This is a genomic window from Alteromonas sp. G5_S2_22_S1, from assembly GCF_054968525.1.
This window is the reverse complement of sequence record NZ_JBQKUJ010000002.1, coordinates 426708-449021: the sequence shown is the minus strand read 5'-3', so window position 1 is coordinate 449021 and position 22314 is coordinate 426708. Positions and strand designations below refer to the sequence as shown.

Below are 22314 nucleotides of genomic sequence, written 5' to 3'. Positions count from 1 at the left end.
GACGCTGTAAAATTTTATGCAAACCCAGTTGCGCATTATTAGACTAAAAATTAATAAATTAGGGGGAATTACCTAGTTTTTTTAACGCCTTTATACCAATGGCTAAAGCCTATCCGTACTACGGTCCGGTAACGAGATTGAAAAGCCCTGCTACGCTTTTTATATAGCGTAAATATCTATTTTTATTGAGAGAGACTTATGGCCGACGTAAGCATTGTGGAAGTAAATGGTGAAGCTTCTTTAGTACGTAGTGAAACAGGCGAGCAAATTAACGCTGTGTCAGGTATGGCGGTTAACGAGGGCGATGTTTTAAATATTTCACCAGATGCCACCGTTACCGTTAGCGTAAACGGTGAACTTCGCACATTGCCAGCAGGGCAGACCGTATCGTTCCCTCTACAGTTAGACTTTACTGACAGCAATACCGACGACGAGTTTGCAGTTTTTGATGAAAGCGTGGATGAACTTGCAGCACTGCTCGACGGCGTTAAAGGCACTGAGAGCGCCTCTCAAGAGAACGGTGACTTTTTAGACGTACTTGCCGGAGAAGGCGATATATTGGAATCGTTAGAAGCGACAGCGGCAGGTCTTGATGGCGGCGCTGGTACCGGTGGTGGTAGTAACTTTGTACGCGTAGATCGCATCAATGAAGACGTTGACCCCGTAGGCTTTCAATTTGAACAAAATAACAACAATAACGATGACATAACCCCAACTGAATTCTCGGGGACCGGAGAGCAAGCCCAAGATATTTCGCTAACCTTAGACCCTATTGGATTAACCAACGATACAACGCCGACCATTACAGGTATCACCTCTGACATTCCTGGTAGCACGGTAACCTTTACAGTGACAGACAGTGAAGGAAACACTCAAACACTCACGGCGATTGTTCAAGATGATGGTACGTTCAGCGCAGATGTTCCTAATGCCTTAGCAGACGGTGATTTTACTGTCGACGCTACTGTGCTTGAGCCAACTGGCAATACCGCTGATGGCTCAACGACAGGCCAAATAGACGCTACCGCACCGACAATCATTATAAATGCGCCAGGTTCGGATAACGATACCACGCCAACCCTTACCGGTACCACTGACGCGACGCCGGGCAGTACCGTTACCCTTACCATTGCTGATAGCGCGGGCAACACGCAAACCGTGACCGCCATTGTGCAGGCTGACGGAACTTACAGCGCAGACGTACCGGCTGAATTGGCCGAAGGTGAATTTACGATTAATGCCAGCGTGACCGACGAGGCGGGTAATACCGATACCGACACAGGTACTTTAGTAATTGATACCACTGCACCTACGGTAGCCATTAACGATCTTACTACCAACGACACCACGCCAGAACTTACCGGTACGGTAAACGATCCGAACGCGGTTGTAGTGGTGACTATTGACGGGAATGACTACACCGCTACCAATAATGGTAACGGTACCTGGACATTAGCTGACAATATTGTCGCATTACTCGCTGAAGGTAATTATACGGCAACGGTTACCGCTACGGACGCTGTGGGTAATTCTGACTCAGCTACAGGTTCGATTGTTATCGATACCAGTATTGATGAAAACAATAATGGCCAAACGGTGACGTTCGATAGTATTTCAAACGACTCTGGCGTGGCTGGAGACTTTATAACTAGCGATAGCACGCTTATCTTTAATGGAACGGTGGACCTTGGTGACAATACTACCCTAACTGTTACCGTTGATGGAACGTCCTATACCTTTGGCACTGACCCTGAACTTACTATTGATGGCAGCGGCAACTGGAGCCTGGATTTAACTGGCACACCGCTACCAGCAGGCACCTATGCCGTAGTGGCGACAGTGACAGATGAGGTCGGTAATTCGGCGAGCACGGCAAGTCAAAATGTCGTCGTTCAGGCCCTCGATGCTATAAACGACGGTAACGCCGTTGATATGGGTGAGCCTGTGGTGACGGTGAACCCGCCAGAGACCACCAGCAACGACTGTGGATATTGGCGACCCTGTTTCAACAACGCCTGAAACTACAGCGCCTGAGCCTGTTACTTCAGGAACACTACCGGAAGATACCATCACCCTTCCTGAAGAAGGTGATATTGTTTCGGGAGGTCCTGTCACTGAAGTTACGGTTGATGTAGTCGATATCGATCTTCCACCTGAAGATTTAATTCTACCTGCAACCGAGCCAACGTCTGCTGACGCAACTGGCGATAGCACTTCTTTAAGTGGGACTGAGACCGTTGCTGGTGATACGTCTAAAGAAAGTGGCAGCGATATTGGAACGGCTTCACCTACGGAGTCAGACGTGCTCAAGACAGCCATTGATAAACTACCGCCTACCGATATTTAACGTAGCCTAGTTTAAACCTTAAAGCCCTGATGTCATTGCATCAGGGCTTTTTTTTGCTTGTGAAATGATAAACCGATAACGTCTGTCTTCTCTGTACAACCACCGAATTTAAAAGGTATAAAAGATTTCCCTCGAAGCAGCTGCACATCATTGATTAATATAAGGGTTTCGTATTTTATCGAACTACGTATAATGTAGGTGTCACGCATTAGGTCCCCATAGTTTAATGGATAAAACAAGGCCCTCCTAAGGCTTAGATGTTGGTTCGATTCCAGCTGGGGACGCCACTTTTAATGTTCTCTTTAGCAATTAAGTAAAGATGTCTATACATTTCCCCTACTAAAAATCAGTTGCCCCTCACTACTTTGGTTGTATTTTGTCTACTTTAGGTAATACTTTCCGAAATAGGAGAGCATTATGACTTTCGACTACCCTAAACAAAATGACGCTGAAGGCAATGCGCAGCCAGAAGAAGATAGCCCGTTTACCGAACAAGAATGGGACGCGATTGAAGCGCTATCTGAACCAGGCGCTATCTATTAAACGTGATTTTTTAAAATCCATCCCCACCTAATACCCCTAATGGGTGACCACATTTAATGTCACCGCTAAGTAAAACAATGTGGATCAACTCACATTGAATAACGTATAAGTAACCTATACCACCAGTGTTGGTTAGCCGCAGTACAATTAACTTAAACAAAACATGCCGCAATTAGGTAAGGACGGTTACGGATAATGTATCCACGCCAACGCTAACCAACGCATAAAATGAAGTAACCTGTATGGGGATGAAAATGAGCCAATTTAAAAACGACGATATCGATTCATTTTTTGCAGAAATGCAGGATGTTAAACCTATCGCATCAGACGATAAGGCTTTACTGCACGACCCAGAAAAAGCGCTGGCCGAAAAACAAAAGCGCGCCGCCCTGAAGGTTAGTGTTCGCGACAAGCTTGCTAACCCGTTGAGCATGGAAGGTGTGAAACCTGTTCCAGCAGATGACTTTATTTATTTTCAACAGCCTGGTATTCAAGACGGCGTATTTAAAAAGCTTCGCCTTGGCAAGTACCCTTTAGAGGTTAATGTATCCTTGTCGGGCAAAACCTTAGAGCAAAGTCGAGACCTGATATACAGCACCATAACGTCAAGCCATGAACGAGGGGTACGGGCGCTTATCATAAAACACGGAATGGGAGAACACAGCAAGCCTTTTCCAGCACTCAAGAAAAGCTATGTCAATCACTGGCTAAGAGAGCTAGATGAAGTGATTGCATTTCATACCGCACAGCCTATGCATGGCGGATTTGGTGCTACTTATGTGTTGCTAAAAAAGCACCCTCAGCAAAAACTGATTAACCGAGAAAAAAATAAGAAAGGATAAAGTGAGAGACAAGTTTTGCAGGCTTCGGCTGTGCATTTCGTTCGTCTCGTTTTAAGCTTTTTTATGCGACACAACACGCAAAAAGCTTTTTAATAGCCCCAATGATTAACGCCCGTATCAAGTGACTTGATACGGGCGTTAGAATTTTTCTTTCAGACTACTTAACTGAAGACAGCACACTTAGCGTTGTTGGAGCTTCGGCAGATTTCGCAGATGTGCTAAAAACAGCAGTTACGAACATCAGCACTACAGCTACAGCCACTCCGGTTAAGCCAAACCCTTTTGAAGAACGATTCATTGGTCGTCTCTTATTATTTAAACCAGCGAAGCAATGTTACTTCAGCCAGTACAACCCTAATTCAACTCCTGTAACCAAGCCGCATTCCTTGCTTGCACTACAATAGATCAGTGACAACTTGATGACAAGGGCAAAAATCAGATTTTTGACACTTTGCCAAAGGTTTGACGTCATTCTAAAGTATGAACATTTATTAATCGGTATATTTAAGGTAAATAAACAGGGGTTTCCCCCTGTTTTACTCAATAGCCAATTTACCTAGCCAACGAATTTACGGGCGTTCCTGAAGATTCTCATCCACGCACCGTCTTCTTGCCAATCGTCTGGGCACCATGAGTTTGCAACGGCTCTAAATACACGTTCAGGGTGAGGCATCATAATAGTGCTGCGCCCATCTACAGACGTTAAACCAGTGATACCTTGCGGTGAACCGTTCGGGTTAGCTGGGTATTGCATTGTTGGCTTGCCGTAGTTGTCTACATAACGCATAGCCACCTGCTCGCCTACTTGCGATAGCGCATTATCATTAGCAAATTCAGCCTGACCTTCACCGTGCGACACCGCAATTGGCATACGCGAGCCCGCCATGCCATCTAGCAGCACAGACTTAGACTCCATCACTTCAACCATAGCGACACGGGCTTCAAATCGCGCAGACTTGTTTGTCACGAAATGCGGCCAGTGTTCTGTGCCAGGGATCAATGATTTAAGATTCGATAGCATCTGACAGCCGTTACATACACCTAAGCTGAACGTGTCGTTGCGGGTAAAAAAGCCTTCAAACTGATCGCGCGCCATGCTATTGAACAAAATAGACTTCGCCCAACCCTCACCTGCGCCTAATACGTCGCCGTAAGAGAAACCGCCACAAGCAGCAAGACCCGCAAACTGCTCAAGAGTAATACGACCCGCCAACACGTCACTCATGTGCACGTCGATAGCGTCAAAACCTGCACGGGTAAATGCAGCCGCCATTTCAAGGTGGGAGTTAACGCCCTGCTCTCTTAAAATCGCCACTTTCGGCTTAACGCCTTTGGCAATATAAGGCGCGGCTACATCTTCGTTAACATCGTAAGACAGTGCTACATGTAAACCAGGGTCTGCAGCATCCTGCTTCGCAGCGTGTTCTTGCTCTGCACACTCTGGGTTATCACGAAGCTTTTGCATTTCAAACGTAGTTTTTGCCCAGGTAGTACGCATGGATACACGGCTATCCGCAAGTACAGCAACGCCGTCGCGGTTAAACTCAATCATATCCGTGCTACTAAGCGTACCGATATCGTGCGTCAATTCAGTTAAGTCAAATTCAGCTAATACAGCGTTAACTGCGTCTAGGTCGCTTTCAAGCACTTGAATTACGCCGCCCAATTCTTCATTGAACAGTACAGCGATGTCGTTGCCTGCAAGGCCATCAAGATTAACGCTTACCCCAGTTTTACCCGCAAAGGCCATTTCTGCCACTGTGGTAAATAGACCGCCGTCTGAACGGTCGTGGTAAGCCTGCACCAATCCCTTTTCGATAAGGGCCTGCATGGCATCGAAGAAGCCTTTAAGGCGCGTAGCAGACACCACATCAGCTGGGCTATCACCAAGCTGTGTATAGACTTGTGCTAAACAACTCGCGCCCAAGCGGTTTTTACCTTCGCCCAAATCTAGTAGCAACAAGCGGCTTGCACCTTTATCAGTGCGTAGCTGTGGCGTTACCGTTTTGCGAATATCTTTGACAGCACCAAACGCTGAAATAACCAAAGATAGCGGTGAAGTTACGGCCTTATCTTCTCCATTTTCATTCCATGCGGTCTTCATCGACATGGAGTCTTTACCCACTGGTATGGTTAAACCAAGTTCAGGGCAAAGCTCTTCACCCACGGCTTTCACCGCTTCATAAAGGCCCGCATCTTCACCCGGGTGACCGGCTGCAGTCATCCAGTTGGCTGAAAGCTTTATACGTTTAATATCGCCAATATTTGCCGCCGCAATATTAGTTAACGCTTCACCTACCGCTAGGCGTGCAGACGCACCGTGCGACAGCAATGCAACGGGTGTACGCTCGCCCATTGTCATGGCTTCGCCGTGATAGGTATCAAACGCCGTTGCCGTTACTGCTACGTCAGCCACCGGTACCTGCCATGGACCTACCATTTGGTCACGACTTACAAGGCCCGTTACCGAGCGATCGCCAATGGTAATAAGAAAAGTTTTTTCAGCCACTGTGGGTAACGACAGAATGCGCGTCGCTGCATCACTTAATGTAATACCCGCGTCATCTAGTGCAGGCGAGCTTACTTTTTTGGAGCTCACATCACGATGCATTTTAGGCGGCTTACCTAAAAGCACATCTAGCGGCATATCGATGGGTTTATTTTCAAACTGGCTATCGTTCAGGTTTAAGTGCTGCTCGGCAGTCGCTTCACCTACCACCGCAAACGGCGCGCGTTCGCGGGCGCAAATCGCTTCGAACACAGGCATATTTTCAGGCGCAACCGACATAACATAGCGCTCTTGCGATTCGTTACACCACAATTCTAGTGGCGTCATGCCAGGCTCATCAGACAATACTTTTCTAAGCTCAAAGTTACCGCCGCGGCCGCCGTCGTTTACAAGCTCTGGCAGTGCATTTGAAAGACCACCCGCGCCCACATCGTGGATAAACTGAATAGGGTTGTTATCCCCTAGCTGCCAACATGCATCGATCACTTCCTGACAGCGACGCTCCATTTCTGGGTTATCACGCTGAACGGAGGCAAAGTCTAAATCTTCATTCGACTGACCAGAGGCCATTGAAGATGCTGCACCGCCACCAAGACCAATGTTCATGGCAGGGCCGCCAAGCACAATAAGCTTAGCGCCTACGGTGATTTCGCCTTTCTCGATGTGATCACGGCGAATATTGCCTAAGCCACCCGCTAGCATGATGGGCTTGTGGTAACCACGCACTTCAACACCGTTAAAGCTGTTAACTTCTTGCTCAAACGTACGGAAATAACCCAGTAGCGCTGGGCGGCCAAATTCGTTGTTAAACGCAGCACCACCCAGTGGGCCTTCAAGCATAATATCAAGGGCACTGACAATGCGCTGTGGCTTGCCATATTCTGCTTCCCACGGCTGTTCAGCACCAGGAATACGTAAGTTAGATACAGTAAAACCAACCAAGCCTGCTTTAGGTTTTGAACCACGGCCTGTAGCACCTTCATCACGAATTTCACCGCCTGAGCCTGTTGCTGCACCAGGGAAAGGTGAAATTGCCGTTGGGTGGTTGTGAGTTTCTACCTTCATTAAAATATCGATATTTTCATGATGGTATTCGTATTGATGCGACTGAGGGTTCGGGAAGAAGCGCCCTGCTTCCCAGCCTTCCATTACTGCTGCGTTATCTTTGTAGGCTGAATACACGTGATCAGGCAACAACTCGTAGGTGTTTTTGATCATTTTAAACAGCGATTTTTCTTGGTCTTCGCCGTCAATGGTCCAGCTAGCGTTAAAGATTTTATGGCGACAGTGTTCCGAGTTTGCTTGGGCAAACATGTATAGCTCTACATCGGTAGGGTTTCGGCCTAACTTGGTAAAACTATCAAATAGGTAGTCAATCTCATCATCGGCTAATGCAAGGCCTAACGACACGTTTGCATTAACCAGTGCCTCTTTGCCTTCACCTAACACATCGACACTGGTAAAGGTGTTGGCTTCGGTGTGAGCAAACAGCACCGCCGCATCGTCAGTATGGGTGAACACTGACTCGGTCATTCTGTCGTGTAAGAAGCTAGCAACAAGTGCAAAATCTTCATCACTCAATGTAGCGTCGGTCTCGATATAAAACGCGCAACCGCGTTCTATACGATTGATATTTTTTAGACTACAGTTGTGAGCGATGTCGGTGGCTTTAGAAGACCAGGGAGAAATAGTGCCGGGGCGAGGAGTAATAAGGAAGAGGGTTCCAGAAGGTGTTTGTGCTTGCCTCGCGGGGCCGTAAGTGAGCAGCTTCTCGAGAATCTCTATTTGCTGCTTAGACAAGTCACCTTGGGAGTCTACTAGGTGAACATATTCGCTATATAGGTTTTTAACCCTAACGCCGGATTGACCCAGCTTTGCAATCAGTTTAGTTTGGTTAAACTCTGATAGTGCAGGAGCGCCTCGAAGGACCAACATATTGATTTACCTGGTTTGTTAGAAACAACGACCACCAATGCGACGCGTTGCCTCTTGGATTGATGAGTATTTCGGCGCGGATTATAGAGTAAATATGCGCAGTAAGTAACCTCATAACGCGCTTACATGAACTTTTTTTTAAACTTAGACGGTTTAATGACATTAAGTAAAGGTCTATGCAGTCACAAGACTATAAAAAACGATTAAAACTACAAATAGTAATCATATTATCTATTGCTGTAATGAGTTGTGGGGTGCCAAACGTGCCCACTGCTCTGTCTTCGTTATTAGAAAGGGAATCTATTCGTGTAGGCACAGTTTACGGTGCGGGCACATTTTACAATGGTGCAGAAGGGCCGCAGGGGTTCGAATACGAATTACTGGCTGGTTTCGCCGATTATCTTGGGGTAACACTCGATTTGTACCCTTTTTACAGCTACGAGGTCATGCTTGAACAACTCGAAGAAGGCAATTTAGACATCGTCGCTACCGGAGACGCCGTTACGCCAGCGCTAAAACGTCGTTTTGCTTATGGACCTGCCTACCAGCGTGTAGAGCAGGAACTCGTATTTCAAGCTGGCGCAACCAGACCTAGAGACTTGGCAGAGCTAGACTCTCCTATTATTGCGGTAGCAGGCAGCAGCCAGGCTCACCTTTTATCTAATCTTTTCGAACGTTTAAGTGAAGAAGAGGATGAAGCAGTTCAGACTCAATTAATTACCACTGAAGACTCAGACTCAGAAGAATTACTTCAACAGGTCGCCAACGGTGATATTGCCTATACGGTTGCAGATAGTAATCGCTTAGCCCTACAGCGCAGACGTTATCCAAATTTGGCTGTCGCACGAACGCTTAATGAAAATATGCCTATGGCATGGGCGTTGCCTTTACAACAAGATGACTCGGTTAAAGCGGCGTTAATTGAATATTTTGGCACAGTACACCAATCTGGATGGTTTACCGTGTTAGAAGATAAGTACTTTGGTCATATTCGCCAGTTTGATTATGTAGATAGCCGAGCATTCAATTACGCCGCAGAGTCTACCCTTACTCAATATAAGTCTTTATTTCAAAAGTATGCAGGCGATTTAGATTGGCGCCTTCTAGCCGCAATGAGCTACCAAGAAAGCCATTGGAACAGTGATGCGATTTCAAGAACAGGGGTGCGGGGGCTGATGATGCTTACATTAGCTACCGCCAGCGACTGGAATGTAGACGATAGAACCGACCCTGAACAAAGTATTCGAGGAGGCTCGCGCTATTTCGCCAGTTTATTAAATAGAATACCTGCGCGTATCAGTGAACCAGACAGAACCTGGATGGCGATGGCATCGTATAATATCGGTATGGGTCATTTAGAAGATGCGCGCATTTTAACAGAACAACAAGGGGGTAACCCCGATCTTTGGGTTGACGTTAAACGCCGCCTGCCGCAGTTGCGGCAAAAAAAGTACTACCGCACTACCCGCTATGGCTACGCAAGAGGCGATGAAGCATTGCAATATGTTGAGAACATTCGCCGCTATTACGACAGCTTAGTGTGGTTAGACGAACAAGGAAAAATTTAACCCTCGTCGTCTGGTAGATCTCTTGAAAACTGTCATTTCGATGTCATCTTTATAGCCTACCCTAAGAATGAGTCAGCCAAAGGCTGACTCGCTTTCTCGACATACGTCATTTTTAAAACATTCACGATGTTTAACGAAAGAGAAGAGAAAGGAGAATAAATGAAAAAAAACCGTTTTATGAAGAAAGGAATAAAATTGAAAAATAACAATAGACGTCGTCTTATGCTAAAGCGTTGCCATCAGAAAGTGCTACAACGCCGCAAGCTTTTTGTTACCAGCGATATGTTTACTCAACTCACGCGTAAACCAAGTTAATCGAAGGGCCGATTTGAGCGCGCTGTACGATTGTGGTTCTTCCATTCAGCCCTTTCACTGCACTAACTTTTTAATCAGGCATTTTGCCTTCAAGCCGTTTTTTCGCTTTTTTGGCAGCCTTGATTTCTTCCCTGCGCTTACGAAAAAAATCTGACAATTTATTAGCACACGTCGACGCTAATACCCCAGAGACAATATCAACCTGATGGTTAAGCGCAGGGTGTTGCAGCAAATTCATAACAGAGCCCGCCGCCCCCGTTTTCGCATCCTTAGCGCCAAATACCACGCGCTTCACTCGAGCATGCACCAACATTCCCGCACACATCGAGCAAGGCTCTAGCGTAACGTATAACGTTGCATCGATAAGCCGATAGTTTTGAACTTTAGAAGCAGCTTGTTTGACGGCACGCAGCTCTGCATGAGCAGAAGGATCGTGGTCGCTAATCGGTGTATTGTACCCTTCCCCGATAAGTTCGCCATTTAATACCACACAAGCGCCAACTGGCACTTCCCCAATGGCCTCAGCGCTATCGGCAAGGGCTAAAGCATGCCTCATCCAACGAATGTGCTGCTCCAACTCCTCATCACTTACGGCCACGTTACCAACGTCACTTTCATGCATGTGGCTCACCGATTTGATATTAGCCACATCACTACCTGACTTAGACAGGTCTTTTGTACCGCTTTGGTGGTGATTCAGGCCAGAAGGCATGGGTGAAGGGTTGTTATTTTCGTCACTCATTCGTCAAATTTGCTATTTTACTTAGTGAATTTTATTAACTTTCGTTTTTGATTAGCCAAGAAAAATAACGTAAAGCAATAATAATTAATGACTTTTGTCACTTGGCAACTTATTTGCAACCTCTCATTATATCACTGCTAAGGCATGTTGGCCTTCCTTGAAAATCAAGGGCTGACAAGTCTGGTACGAATAGGACTTAATTGGTTACATTTTTTATCTAAAATAACGATAGATAACCGTTATATTACCTTAAGCGTAGCAGTAATTTTATCAACAAGTATTTAGCGTACTTTTATTAAACGTGTCTTAGTGAAACGCGAAAGAACCTAAATGCAAGGTGAACTAGGCAACTGGCCACATTTTCACCTACACTGTTTTAAAGCCATTTGTGAGGGATACCACCGTGAATATGACCGCGATAGCAATAGTAGCCATTTGTGCTTGGGCATTAGTTTCCATTGTCGACAGCGCAAAAGACAAAAGTAAAAAGAAGCTCAGCAGCAAAGAGACGGACGCCTACAAAAAAGAAATTGCTGACTTAAAAGAGCGTGTGTCGGTGTTGGAAAAAATTGTTACCGATGAACGTTACGACCTAAAGAAGCAGTTTGCGGATTTAGAAAAAGACCGCGTCGCGTAGGCCATATTACACTAGTTCCACCGGCAGCGCGCTAATCCATAAGCGCGCTAGCTGCCTTCCAGTAACTTGCGTTCGGCGCGCTCCACTCTTCTCGGCTTGCCTGCAATAACCAAAACATCGTGGGCCTGCAAAATAGCATTTTGGTCTGGTTCTTTGACCTCGTTTCCATCGCGCCGTAACCCCTTAATGGCCACCCGCATTCTAGAAAAGTCGATATCCTTAATGGCTTTGCCAATACAAGATGCATGTTCTGACAACACCACGGCGTGAATAAATTCTAATTTGTCTTCCGTGCCGTAAGTTATCTCTGTGGTTTCTCCCGGGTAAAAGCCATGCATGTGATCATAGCGCCCTTTTCTCTCAGCGCGGACCCGTTTTAAAATTCGCGACATGGGCACGCCCGCATAGTGCAACACTTGTGATACTAGCATTAAGCTTCCTTCCTGAAGCTCGGGGACCACTTGATTCGCGCCAGCACTGTATAGGCTTTCTAGCTGGTAGTCTCGCTTGGTACGCACCATGACATCGGTCGTACTTGCGAGGCTTCGAGTTTGTGTAATAACTTGCTTCGCTTTATCCACTTGATCGAACGTAACCAGTACAAGTCTCGCCCCTTCCACATTCGCATTAGTGAGAATATCTTTTTGGCTCGCATCACCAAAAATAACCGGCTCGCCAGCATTTCGGCTCTCGTGTACCCGCACTGGGTCCATATCAATGGCAACAAAGTGAATACCTTCCATTTTCAGCATGCGCGCCACAGATTGTCCGACACGGCCAAACCCACAGATAACCACGTGATTCGTTAACGGGCCAGCGGTACCCAAATTAGCCTTATCATCAAAAGAGATATCATTATTCACTAACCGCTTGGCTATGGTCACACTGTTATTCATGAGCCATGGCGTAAGCGCCATACTGATAACTCCCATACTAACAATCAATGAAGACTGCTCTTTAGTTAACAACCCGTGGGTCGTCGCCAAAGCGGCAATAACAAAGCTGAATTCACCAATTTGACACAGTTTTACACCAGCAGACCAACCGTCTATAGGGTCAGTTTTTACTAATAATGAGGCGCCCCTAACTAAAATGACTTTCACCACCATAAGTGCAAACACACCACACACAATCTCAAACAAGCTATCCCACAGTACGGTCAGTTCTAGCTGCATTCCCACGGTAACAAAGAAAAGCCCCATTAATATGTCTCGGAACGGACGTATATCCGCCTCGAGCTGATACTTATACTGACTTTCCCCGAGCATCATACCCGCTAAAAATGCGCCAAGCGCCATAGACAGCCCGAAGTAATAGGTTAGCCCGCCGGCTAATAACGCAATAAGAATAGTGGTAAGAACAAACAATTCATCGGTTCTTGTTCTCGCTATTTCTCTAAACACCCAAGGTAGTAACCACTTACCTACTGACATTAGAAACGCGATAACAAACACGCCTTTAAGCAGTGCTTCACCAAGGGCCAATGCAATACTGACCTCACCGGTTTGAGCAAGTAGCGGGATAGCAATTAAAAACGGCACCACGGCCAGGTCTTGAAACAGTAGAATACTCACTGCTAGCTGAGTTCGGCGATTATTAAGTATGCCCATTTCCGTGGCTTGTTTGATAACAATTGCGGTAGAACTCAATGCCAATGTTCCTCCTATAATAATAGAGGCACTAACGGGAATACCGAGAAGTAGCGGGACGCAGGTGAAAACTGCGGTTGTAAAGAGCATTTGCCCCAGCCCCACGCCAAACACCAAAGAGCGCATGGCAAGCAACTTAGGTAGAGAAAACTCCAGCCCTAGAGAAAAGAGCAGAAATACAATTCCTACTTCGGCGAGTAAGTGCATTTCTTCTGGATGAGCAAACACCGACAAAAGCTGTGGGCCCGCTAGCACACCAGCAAACAGGTAAGCGAGAATGGGAGGTAGGTGAACACGTTTAAATAAGGCGACTGCGCATACTGATATAAACATCAGCACGACAATATTTAAAAAACTAGCTCCCACTTTACCTCCTAGCGTACGAACAATTTTAATTAAACTAAAGGCCAATGCCGCAAGAAGCGTTTTGGCATTCGACTTGCAGAACCCCTTATACAAATGCAGATCCGGCAAGTTTTGCCGCTGTGAACGCCATAATTGACGCAAAAATGCGGTTGGCGCCACAGAAACGTCAGGGCTTTGACACTTGTTTCTTTGCATTCCAACGCATTTTGTATAGGGGCACTACTGTGGATTTTTCAACATCAGTCTACGATAGCACACAACATAACAATTTTTATCCTGCTGAGAGCACGGGTAAATCACTTACCTTTAGTGAGTTATCAGGCTTTGTAACACAGCTACTTTCAACACTTGAGCTTCAAGAGTTAGGTGGCGTGTATTTCCAGCAGCTTAATATGTTACTGCCTGTTGTAGGGTTCAGCTTATCTGATTTCGATTCACGTTGGGTGTACGGTAACGCAAAAATCTCGTCTACATTGATTGATTTGCCCCTTCAAGGCGCTAATACCATTAATGGTGAGCAAGCCCATGTCTACTATTACATTAGTTCACCCCTGTCGTTATCGCAACGAGAAAGTCTGTTCCAACTTCATGATTTATTTGGAAAACAAGTAAAGCACGCGTTGTCACTAACGCGCGTTCAGCAAATGGCAACGAAAGACATCCTTACTGGCTTAGGCAATCGCGCGGGTTTTGAACAATCGATGACTAGGCAGCTAGGGTGGGCACAAAGGCATGACGAACCGTTCGCTCTACTGGTTATCGATTTAGATAATTTTAAATTCGTAAATGACAATTTTGGTCATGGCGAAGGCGATAAGGTCCTTATTCACGTTGCCTCGCACCTCTCAAATGTTCTGCGAGATGAAGATGAAGCGTTTCGTTATGGTGGGGATGAGTTTTGCTGCCTATTGGATTGCCAAACGCAGCAGCAGCTTACTTGCGCAGCGCAGCGTATTCAAGCAAGCATCAATAGTTCAAAGTATTTATCACAGCTAGGGGTATCTACAAGCCTAGGCGGCGCGATATATCGCGACGGCGATACCATAAGTACGCTGTTTGACAGAGCAGACAACGCGCTTTATCACGTGAAAAATTCAGGCAAAAACAGTTATCACGCAGCCTAGCGCGTTTTCGCGTTACCTGTAGGGAGCGGCAATGTATTGCCGCTTTAGTAAGTACGTATTCGCTCCCTTAGCCTTGCGTAAACGCGAGCTTAATGCGGGGAGATTTAGGCTGTAGATAGATACACTGACCGCTAATAATCAGCGCAACAGCTTGCTCATTTAAAAAGATAACCGGTACACCATTTCGCTCCCAGCGCGGCACACGCCATACTTTAAACCACTCTTTTAAAAGCTTTGATACACTCGCATTTACTGGCTTAATGCGCAAGTTGCGCGCGTTGGTTTGAAACGTAACCGTATCGCCCTCTTCTCTTTCTAATAGCGAAACATGAAGGTTTCCGTTTAACCAAGGAAGGGCATTATCAGCATCAACATGCAATACTCCGCTAGGCTCGGCGTCGTGTACGGCGTTGACCACCCAATACAAGTCACCATCAAAGCGGATAACCTTGCCCCACTTAAAATTTACCTCTGGGGTCGCATCGTGCTTGGCTTCTAACATAAGCAATACTTGCTCTGCTTGAGCTTTAGATGGTGAAAGCTGACCTTGTGCTTTAAACCATGCGCGAATGACCATAGCCTGCCACGGTCGCGACAATGACGTCAGTTTTTTCCCATCTAAACGCAAATTTGTGCGCTTACAGTCTTCAAAGTAACGCTGGGCCGAATCGTTCACTAGTTCGCTTTGCTCGGCACAAAGCGCTGCACTGCGGCCAACGGTTTTGGTTAACTGCGGCCAGCGGTCTAATAGGTGGGGAATAATCTCGTTTCTTAAGAAATTTCTGTCAAAGCTATTTTGCTGATTTGACTCATCGTCCACCCATTGCAACATTTCGTTGTCAGCAAAGGTGACAATTTCAGCTTTATCCAGTGACAGCATAGGGCGCATAATGAGTGTGTTACCGCGATACTGCACTTCACCCATGCCTGCTAAACCCTGGGGGCCTGCGCCACGCTTTAACTGTAGCAAAACGGTTTCAAGCTGATCTTCAGCATGCTGGCCTAACAACAGTACACCGCCTATGCGTTTACATACCGCTAACAGCGCGTTGTAGCGAACCTTGCGCGCTTCTGCTTCTATACTTTTTCGCGCACTGGTATCTACCTCTACGCGATGGAGGTGAAATTCGACATCCTCTAAACGACACTGCAATTCACAGTGCCGCGCCCAGCTGTCAGCATTTTCACTTAATCCATGATGCACGTGCACCGCGTGAATAGGCCCGTTGTATTGCTCACGATATTCAATAACAGCTTGCAATAGAACCGAGGAATCAACACCGCCGCTATACGCTACCACTAAGGGCGTTTGAAGAGGTAATTCGGCGTCGGTGAGACCCTTTGCGATACGACTGACAATGTAGTCGCTCAACGATGATATTTGACGGGACACGTACTGATATTGCCTTGTAGTTTTAATTGTCTTATAACGCCAAGGGGCTGATTACCTTCGGTAACCAACCCCTTGATATGAATAAAGCTAGCCAACTATCGCGCGCAGTAAATGTCGCGCTGTCGTTATGGAAAACTTAACAATAACCGAACGACATTAAACGCTCGTAACGCTCTTCCATCAACTTAGTTTTGTCTAGCTCTTTAAGCTGGTTAAGCTGCTGCTTGATCACTGCTTTTAGGTTAGCTGCCATACCGTTGTGATCGCGATGCGCGCCGCCTAATGGTTCTTCAACAATGCTGTTAATTAGACCAAGCTCTTTAATTTGTGGCGCACTTACGCCCATGGCTTCAGCCGCTAATGGCGCTTTTTCAGCACTTTTCCATAAAATAGAGGCGCAGCCTTCAGGCGAGATAACCGAATACGTAGAATACTGAAGCATGTTTACTCGGTCGCCTACACCAATGGCTAGTGCACCGCCCGAGCCACCTTCACCAATAACAGTACAAACGATTGGCACCGTAAGCTCTGCCATTTCAAACAAGTTTTTCGCAATGGCTTCACTTTGACCACGTTCTTCAGCACCAACACCAGGATATGCCCCTGGCGTGTCAATGAAGGTAATAATAGGCATGTTAAAGCGCTCAGCCATCTTCATAAGGCGTAGCGCTTTGCGATAGCCTTCTGGTTTAGGCATACCAAAGTTACGCTTAATCTTTTCGTTAGTATCACGACCTTTCTGATGACCTATAATCATCACAGGCTGGTCATCTAGCATTGCTGGGCCGCCAACAATTGCCTTATCGTCTGCAAACGCGCGGTCGCCAGCAAGCTCGTCGAATTCTGTAAAAATACGAGGAATGTAATCTAGCGTGTATGGACGCATTGGGTGACGTGCTAATTGAGAAACTTGCCATGCGCCAAGATCAGAAAAGATCTTTTTAGTTAGCTCCGCGCTTTTGCCGCGAAGCTTATTGATTTCTTCTTCAATACCAACGTCAAACTCGCCACCTTGATTCACCAACCTAAGCTCTTCAATTTTTGCTTCTAGTTCGGCTATCGGCTGTTCAAAGTCCAAAAACTGTATACTCATTTCATGTCCTATTCGTACTACGCTCGTCTATGCAAACGCGAGATGTCCAATCTATCGAACTCTTAACCCTAATGGTAGAGAATTGAAACGGCTTTGTCTCCCAAACATTGCTTGAGATCGTGTAAAAGTTGATCTTCAGGGGTAACGTACCACTTTGCTCCACACGCTAAGGTTACTTCTACGTCTGGATGGGTCACCGCTAACTGAACAGGACAACTTCCACCGTTAAATGCCTGCAGGATAGATTGCATCTGACTCATTATTTTCGGTTCAAGCCGCTGGGTATCAACATTTATCGCCAGCGCTCTCGCGTTTTTCTCTCGTGCCTGAACAATGTCCATTACATCACGGGCGGTGATTGTATTGCCCCCAGAGAAATCATCAAAGCTGACCTGTCCCTTTATGAGCAATATTCTGTCAGTTTCTAGCAGACTTTCGAACTGTTCGTACATGTCTGGAAAGAAACGCACGTCCATTCTGGCACTCTTATCATCCAGTGTCACTATTGCCCAGCGGCGCCCTCGTTTGTTTGTCATAACGCGAACGCCCAGTACCAAGCCAACTGCACTAGCAAGCTGGTCTTTATTGGTAGGTTTTAAGTCGACCAGACGACCGTCGGTATAGTAGCGAAGCTCGTCAGCATACTGATTGATAGGATGGCCTGTTAAATACAAGCCAAGTGTGTCTTTCTCGCCTTCAAGCCACACTTTCTCAGGCCACTCAGGTACGTCGGCAAAGGCCTGCTGTACTTCTTCAGGCTCGGTGGTTAATAGGCCAAACATGTCTGACTGACCAAACGACTCGGCCTTGGCATGCTGCCCCGCCGCTGCAAGCGCTTCGGGAAGCGTCGCCATAAGCGTAGCCCGGTGGGGGCCTAAATTATCCATCGCACCAGCAAGCACTAATTTTTCGAGTACACGTTTGTTAACACGTTTAATATCAACCTTCGCGCAGAAGTCGAAGAGATCTTTAAACGCCCCTTGGGTCTCGCGCGCTTCGATAATGGCTTCAATAGGGCCCTCGCCTACGCCTTTAATCGCACCAATGCCATAAACAATGCGACCTTCGCTATCAACGGTAAATTTGTATTTGCCTGCGTTTAAATCTGGCGGCAGTATCTCAATACCCATGCGTTCACATTCATCGACAAGGGTTACGATTTTATCGGTGTTATCCATATCCGCCGACATTACCGCAGCCATAAATTCAGCCGGATAATGCACTTTTAGCCACAGCGTTTGGTAAGACACCAACGCGTATGCTGCCGAGTGAGATTTGTTAAACCCGTAACCGGCGAATTTTTCTACCAAGTCGAAGATTTTCATGGCCAGATCAGGGTCAATATTATTGCCCTTAGCACCTTCAGCGAAGGTACCGCGCTGCTTCGCCATTTCTTCAGGTTTTTTCTTACCCATTGCACGGCGAAGTAAGTCAGCGCCGCCGAGTGAGTAACCTGCCATTTCCTGAGCAATCTGCATTACCTGTTCCTGATACAAGATAATGCCGTAGGTAGGTTCTAGTATTTCTTGAAGGCATTCGTGCTGATATTCAGCGTCTGGGTAAGAAATTTCTTCACGTCCGTGCTTACGGTCGATAAAGTTATCTACCATGCCTGACTGCAGTGGTCCTGGGCGGAATAGAGCCACCAATGCGATGATATCTTCAAAGCAGTCCGGCTTAAGGCGTTTAATTAGCTCTTTCATACCGCGGGATTCCAACTGGAATACTGCAGTGGTTTCGGCGTTTTGAAGGGTTCTGAAACTCTTAGGATCTTCAAGCGGAATAGCGCTGATATCTACATCAACGTTCTTGCCCTCTTTGATCATATCTATCGCCCACTGAATGATCGTCAGTGTACGAAGACCTAAGAAGTCGAATTTTACCAAGCCTGCCGTTTCAACGTCGTTCTTATCGAACTGGGTTACCGGGTTATTCCCTTCGTCATCACAATATAGCGGAGAGAAATCAGTAATCGTGGTTGGCGCGATAACAACACCACCGGCGTGCTTACCGGCGTTTCGGGTAACCCCTTCAAGAATACGCGCCATATCGATAAGGTCTTTCACTTCCTCATCGCTTTCATAAACTTCTGGCAGCTGTGGCTCAGCTTTAAACGCTTTTTCTAGCGTCATACCAGGGTCTGGCGGTATGAGCTTTGAAATTCTGTCTACAAAACCATAAGGGTGACCCAATACTCGACCCACGTCACGTACTACCGCTTTTGCCGCCATAGTACCGAAGGTAATGATCTGAGATACCGCCTGGCGCCCGTAGAGCTCGGCAACGTGATCAATTACTTCATCTCGTCTATCCATACAGAAGTCGACGTCGAAGTCGGGCATAGATACACGCTCTGGGTTCAAGAAACGTTCGAATAGCAAGTCGAATTCTAGCGGATCTAAGTCGGTAATTTTAAGCGCGTACGCCACCAATGAACCTGCACCGGAGCCCCGTCCTGGCCCTACCGGAATACCGTTATCCTTACTCCACTGAATGAACTCCATTACGATTAGGAAGTAGCCTGGGAAACCCATTTGGTTAATTACTTCAAGCTCAATGCGAAGTCGGTCATCGTACTCTGGGCGTTTAGCTTTGCGAACTTCCTCATCGGGGAAAAGAAATTCTAGACGCTCTTCCAACCCTTCTTCAGACACTTTAACCAAGAAGTCTTCAGTGGTCATGCCACCTGTTGGAAACTGTGGTAAGAAATACTCGTTTAAGCGAACCGTCACGTTACAGCGTTTAGCTATTTCAACCGTATTTTCAATGGCTTCTGGAATATCGCTAAATAGCTCAACCATTTCTTCTGCCGTGCGCAGGTACTGCTGTTCGCTATAACGCTTGGGCCGACGGTTATCGTCCAACGTGTAACCATCATGAATACATACGCGTATTTCATGCGCCTCGAAACCTTCACGGTCAATGAAGCACACCTCGTTGGTGGCGACCACGGGCAAACCGTGCTGTTCGGCGAGCTCTACCGCATGGTGCAAGTAGTCCTCTTCACCCTGTCTGCCGGTTCTTATTAACTCGAGGTAAAATCGATCGGGGAAGTAAGACTCATAAAATGCTAAGGCACTGTCTAAAAGCTTAGCGTTATTCTTCATTAACCCCACGCCCACGTCGCCGTGTTGTGCGCCAGAGAGTATGATTACTCCCTCTGCGTGTTCGGCTAGCCATGCTTGGTCGATAACAGCCCGGTGCGCTAAATGTCCGCGAAGGTACGCTTTAGAAATAAGAATGGTGATATTCTTATAACCTTCATCGTTCATCGCCAAAAGCGTAAGCCTAAACGGCTCATCACCAAACGCTTCATTGGTAACCCAAAAGTCGGTACCAATGATGGGCTTTATTCCCAGATTATGTGCTTCGGAATAGAACTTAACCAAACCGCACATATTCATTTGATCGGTTATCGCCACCGCTGGCATTTCAAGGGCGGCAACTTTACCTAGAATAGGCTTAACCTTATTCAGGCCGTCCATCATCGAAAAGTCGCTGTGAACACGTAAATGAATAAATGGCGATGACATGATGTTATTTCTCTTCAAGTAACGCTTTAACGGGCTTAAAACTCTTACGGTAGCAATCTAAAATGCCATACTCTGCAATGGCTTCAAAATGCGCTTTAGTGGGGTAACCCTTATGCCCCGCAAAATTGTACTGCGGAAAGGCTTCGTGAAGCGAAATCATATCGTTGTCTCGCTCTACTTTAGCAATGATTGATGCCGCTGAAATCTCTGCGTGCAGGCTATCTCCCTTTACCACGGCTTCAGAATCAAAATTCCAGGCCGGCAGCCGATTACCATCTACCCGCACAAAGTCAGGCTTTACAGGCAGGCCTTCTACCGCGCGTATCATGGCGAGCATGGTAGCGTGCAGTATATTAAGCTTGTCTATTTCTTCGGGGCTCGCTCTACCAATATTCCAGTACAGGGCTTTTTCACGAATTTCTTGGGCAAGCGCCACGCGCTTTTTTTCACTGAGCTTTTTTGAGTCAGTGAGCCCTTCAATAGGATTTTGAGGGTCAAGGATGACCGCGGCAGTAACAACATCACCTACCAGTGGTCCGCGCCCTACTTCATCAACGCCGGCAATTAACTTATGCAAACAATTCCTCCACGACAGCTTTAGCTGCTGTTTTATCAGCATTGCATTTTAGCGTATGGTGGAGGTCGGTGAAACGGGCAATAAGGGCTGAATTGTCACTTTCGAAAAAGTTGAGTAGCTGATTGCTCATATTCTCTGCATTTACCTCTTCTTGAAGTAACTCTGGAATAATCGCTTCGTTTGCCAAAAGGTTGGGTAAGGTGAAAAACGGCGCTTTATATAAACGCTGCATAATTTTGTAGGTGAGCGGCGCAAGTAAATAAGCGGCTACCATAGGCCGCTTACATAACATTGCTTCCAACGTAGCCGTACCTGAAGCAAGCAAAATTACGTCACTCGCTATCATGGCATCCCGAGAAGTACCTTGGGTTACCTGAATAGGTAAACGCGCTTCAGCGTTGTCGGCTTCAAGCAACAATGCTTTTATTTGTGCAAGACGATGCTCGTTAGCAGCGGGGATAAGAAATTGAATGTCGCTGCGTTTAGCATGTATTGCTTCTATTGTTTCAAGAAAAAACGGAAGCAGCGTGTCCACTTCGCCGCGACGAGAGCCTGGGAGTACTGCTAACACAGGTGCCTTGCTGTCCACGCCCAATACCTGACGAGCAGCGCTTTGGTCGGGCTCTAAAGCAATCGCGTCGGCCATGGTGTGCCCCACAAAGGTATACGGCACATTGTATTTGTCATAAACCTGCTGCTCGAACGGAAATAACCCTAATACCCGATTGGCAGCTTTAGCAATTTTGTGTATTCGCTTCTCGCGCCATGCCCACACGGTTGGACTCACGTAGTGCATGGTCTTAATACCCCGTGCTTTAAGGGCTTTTTCTACTCTTAAGTTAAAATCTGGCGCATCTACCCCTACGAAAATATCAGGCGGGTTTTGCTCGAAGTGGGCAAGAAGCTGCTTTTTAACTTTTAAAATGGCGGGTAAATGCGCAAGAACTTCAACAAGCCCCATAACTGACAAGGTTTCCATGTCGAAAAGACTATGGAAACCTGCGTCTATCATATTTGGACCGCCAATACCTTCGATTATAGCATCTGGGTATTGGCGTTTTAGCTCTGCAACCATTCCGGCGGCAAGGATGTCACCAGAGGGCTCTCCGGCAACCATGCCGATACGAATTGGTTTAGACAT

At 46.6% G+C, this 22314-nt stretch carries 17 protein-coding genes and 1 tRNA gene; 9 read left to right on the top strand and 9 right to left on the bottom strand.

All coding sequences use genetic code 11. From position 1 onward, the window contains the following. Positions 1–198 precede the first annotated feature (198 nt). From ACTRWF_RS04180 to smrA, 5 genes are all read left to right on the top strand, one after another. Positions 199–2019 (top strand): retention module-containing protein, encoded by a 1821-nt coding sequence (locus tag ACTRWF_RS04180; protein WP_015066424.1) that lies wholly within the window; start codon positions 199–201, stop codon positions 2017–2019. Continuing rightward, positions 1985–2347: a hypothetical protein gene (locus ACTRWF_RS04175; RefSeq protein WP_015066423.1), complete on the top strand. Its 363-nt coding sequence runs from the start codon at positions 1985–1987 to the stop codon at positions 2345–2347. Before ACTRWF_RS04180 ends, ACTRWF_RS04175 begins: the two co-directional genes overlap by 35 nt. Before the next feature lie 212 nt (positions 2348–2559). Further along, positions 2560–2634, top strand: a tRNA-Arg gene (locus tag ACTRWF_RS04170). A 130-nt stretch (positions 2635–2764) separates the two neighbouring features. Next, entirely contained in the window at positions 2765–2890 is a 126-nt protein-coding gene (locus tag ACTRWF_RS04165; protein ID WP_020743011.1) for a hypothetical protein, read from the top strand. A gap of 254 nt (positions 2891–3144) precedes the next feature. Beyond that, on the top strand, positions 3145–3732 hold the full coding sequence (gene smrA, locus ACTRWF_RS04160; protein WP_015066422.1) for a DNA endonuclease SmrA: 588 nt from the start codon (positions 3145–3147) through the stop codon (positions 3730–3732). Positions 3733–3889: 157 nt separating this feature from the next. Here smrA and ACTRWF_RS04155 read toward each other — a convergent pair whose 3' ends face one another. Continuing rightward, positions 3890–4030: a hypothetical protein gene (locus ACTRWF_RS04155; protein ID WP_012517588.1), complete on the bottom strand. Its 141-nt coding sequence runs from the start codon at positions 4028–4030 to the stop codon at positions 3890–3892. A 258-nt stretch (positions 4031–4288) separates the two neighbouring features. Beyond that, positions 4289–8176 (bottom strand): phosphoribosylformylglycinamidine synthase, encoded by a 3888-nt coding sequence (purL, locus tag ACTRWF_RS04150; protein WP_015066421.1) that lies wholly within the window; start codon positions 8174–8176, stop codon positions 4289–4291. A gap of 176 nt (positions 8177–8352) precedes the next feature. Here purL and mltF point away from each other — a divergent pair, with 176 nt between their 5' ends. Together mltF and ACTRWF_RS04140 are read left to right on the top strand one after the other, a co-directional pair. Then, positions 8353–9744, top strand: coding sequence for a membrane-bound lytic murein transglycosylase MltF (gene mltF / locus ACTRWF_RS04145; RefSeq protein ID WP_015066420.1), 1392 nt, complete (start codon positions 8353–8355; stop codon positions 9742–9744). A 159-nt stretch (positions 9745–9903) separates the two neighbouring features. Next, positions 9904–10059 (top strand): hypothetical protein, encoded by a 156-nt coding sequence (locus ACTRWF_RS04140; RefSeq protein WP_012517585.1) that lies wholly within the window; start codon positions 9904–9906, stop codon positions 10057–10059. A gap of 70 nt (positions 10060–10129) precedes the next feature. On the opposite strand, the gene tadA is transcribed toward ACTRWF_RS04140, so the two are convergent. Then, entirely contained in the window at positions 10130–10801 is a 672-nt protein-coding gene (gene tadA / locus ACTRWF_RS04135) for a tRNA adenosine(34) deaminase TadA (RefSeq protein WP_015066419.1), read from the bottom strand. Between the two features lie 409 nt (positions 10802–11210). On the opposite strand from tadA, the gene ACTRWF_RS04130 reads away from it, so the two are divergent. After that, complete coding sequence (locus tag ACTRWF_RS04130) at positions 11211–11438, top strand: hypothetical protein (protein WP_012517583.1); 228 nt, start codon at positions 11211–11213, stop codon at positions 11436–11438. A 47-nt stretch (positions 11439–11485) separates the two neighbouring features. On the opposite strand, the gene ACTRWF_RS04125 is transcribed toward ACTRWF_RS04130, so the two are convergent. Further along, entirely contained in the window at positions 11486–13453 is a 1968-nt protein-coding gene (locus ACTRWF_RS04125; RefSeq protein ID WP_080597421.1) for a monovalent cation:proton antiporter family protein, read from the bottom strand. Positions 13454–13677: 224 nt separating this feature from the next. Between ACTRWF_RS04125 and ACTRWF_RS04120 the strand changes: the two genes are divergently transcribed. Then, positions 13678–14577, top strand: coding sequence for a GGDEF domain-containing protein (locus tag ACTRWF_RS04120; protein WP_015066417.1), 900 nt, complete (start codon positions 13678–13680; stop codon positions 14575–14577). A gap of 67 nt (positions 14578–14644) precedes the next feature. Here the strand turns inward: ACTRWF_RS04120 and tilS are convergent, their stop codons facing one another. The 5 genes from tilS to lpxB all read right to left on the bottom strand — a co-directional run bounded on the left by tilS (position 14645) and on the right by lpxB (position 22314). Beyond that, positions 14645–15970 (bottom strand): tRNA lysidine(34) synthetase TilS, encoded by a 1326-nt coding sequence (tilS, locus tag ACTRWF_RS04115; protein ID WP_015066416.1) that lies wholly within the window; start codon positions 15968–15970, stop codon positions 14645–14647. Between the two features lie 136 nt (positions 15971–16106). Further along, positions 16107–17063 (bottom strand): acetyl-CoA carboxylase carboxyl transferase subunit alpha, encoded by a 957-nt coding sequence (gene accA / locus ACTRWF_RS04110; protein WP_012517579.1) that lies wholly within the window; start codon positions 17061–17063, stop codon positions 16107–16109. Positions 17064–17131: 68 nt separating this feature from the next. Continuing rightward, on the bottom strand, positions 17132–20596 hold the full coding sequence (dnaE, locus tag ACTRWF_RS04105) for a DNA polymerase III subunit alpha (protein ID WP_015066415.1): 3465 nt from the start codon (positions 20594–20596) through the stop codon (positions 17132–17134). A 4-nt stretch (positions 20597–20600) separates the two neighbouring features. After that, positions 20601–21173, bottom strand: a complete 573-nt coding sequence (gene rnhB / locus ACTRWF_RS04100; RefSeq protein WP_012517577.1) for a ribonuclease HII — start codon at positions 21171–21173, stop codon at positions 20601–20603. Continuing rightward, on the bottom strand, positions 21166–22314 hold the full coding sequence (lpxB, locus tag ACTRWF_RS04095; protein WP_015066414.1) for a lipid-A-disaccharide synthase: 1149 nt from the start codon (positions 22312–22314) through the stop codon (positions 21166–21168). The genes rnhB and lpxB overlap by 8 nt, the downstream gene beginning before the upstream one ends.

Coding starts and splice junctions, on each gene's coding strand:
- ACTRWF_RS04155 (WP_012517588.1), bottom strand. CDS start 4,030: ATGAATCGTTCTTCAAAAGGGTTTGGCTTAACCGGAGTGGCTGTAGCT.
- tadA (WP_015066419.1), bottom strand. CDS start 10,801: ATGAGTGACGAAAATAACAACCCTTCACCCATGCCTTCTGGCCTGAAT.
- ACTRWF_RS04165 (WP_020743011.1), top strand. CDS start 2,765: ATGACTTTCGACTACCCTAAACAAAATGACGCTGAAGGCAATGCGCAG.
- accA (WP_012517579.1), bottom strand. CDS start 17,063: ATGAGTATACAGTTTTTGGACTTTGAACAGCCGATAGCCGAACTAGAA.
- ACTRWF_RS04140 (WP_012517585.1), top strand. CDS start 9,904: ATGAAAAAAAACCGTTTTATGAAGAAAGGAATAAAATTGAAAAATAAC.
- mltF (WP_015066420.1), top strand. CDS start 8,353: ATGCAGTCACAAGACTATAAAAAACGATTAAAACTACAAATAGTAATC.
- ACTRWF_RS04130 (WP_012517583.1), top strand. CDS start 11,211: ATGACCGCGATAGCAATAGTAGCCATTTGTGCTTGGGCATTAGTTTCC.
- ACTRWF_RS04180 (WP_015066424.1), top strand. CDS start 199: ATGGCCGACGTAAGCATTGTGGAAGTAAATGGTGAAGCTTCTTTAGTA.
- purL (WP_015066421.1), bottom strand. CDS start 8,176: ATGTTGGTCCTTCGAGGCGCTCCTGCACTATCAGAGTTTAACCAAACT.
- smrA (WP_015066422.1), top strand. CDS start 3,145: ATGAGCCAATTTAAAAACGACGATATCGATTCATTTTTTGCAGAAATG.
- lpxB (WP_015066414.1), bottom strand. CDS start 22,314: ATGTCTAAACCAATTCGTATCGGCATGGTTGCCGGAGAGCCCTCTGGT.
- dnaE (WP_015066415.1), bottom strand. CDS start 20,596: ATGTCATCGCCATTTATTCATTTACGTGTTCACAGCGACTTTTCGATG.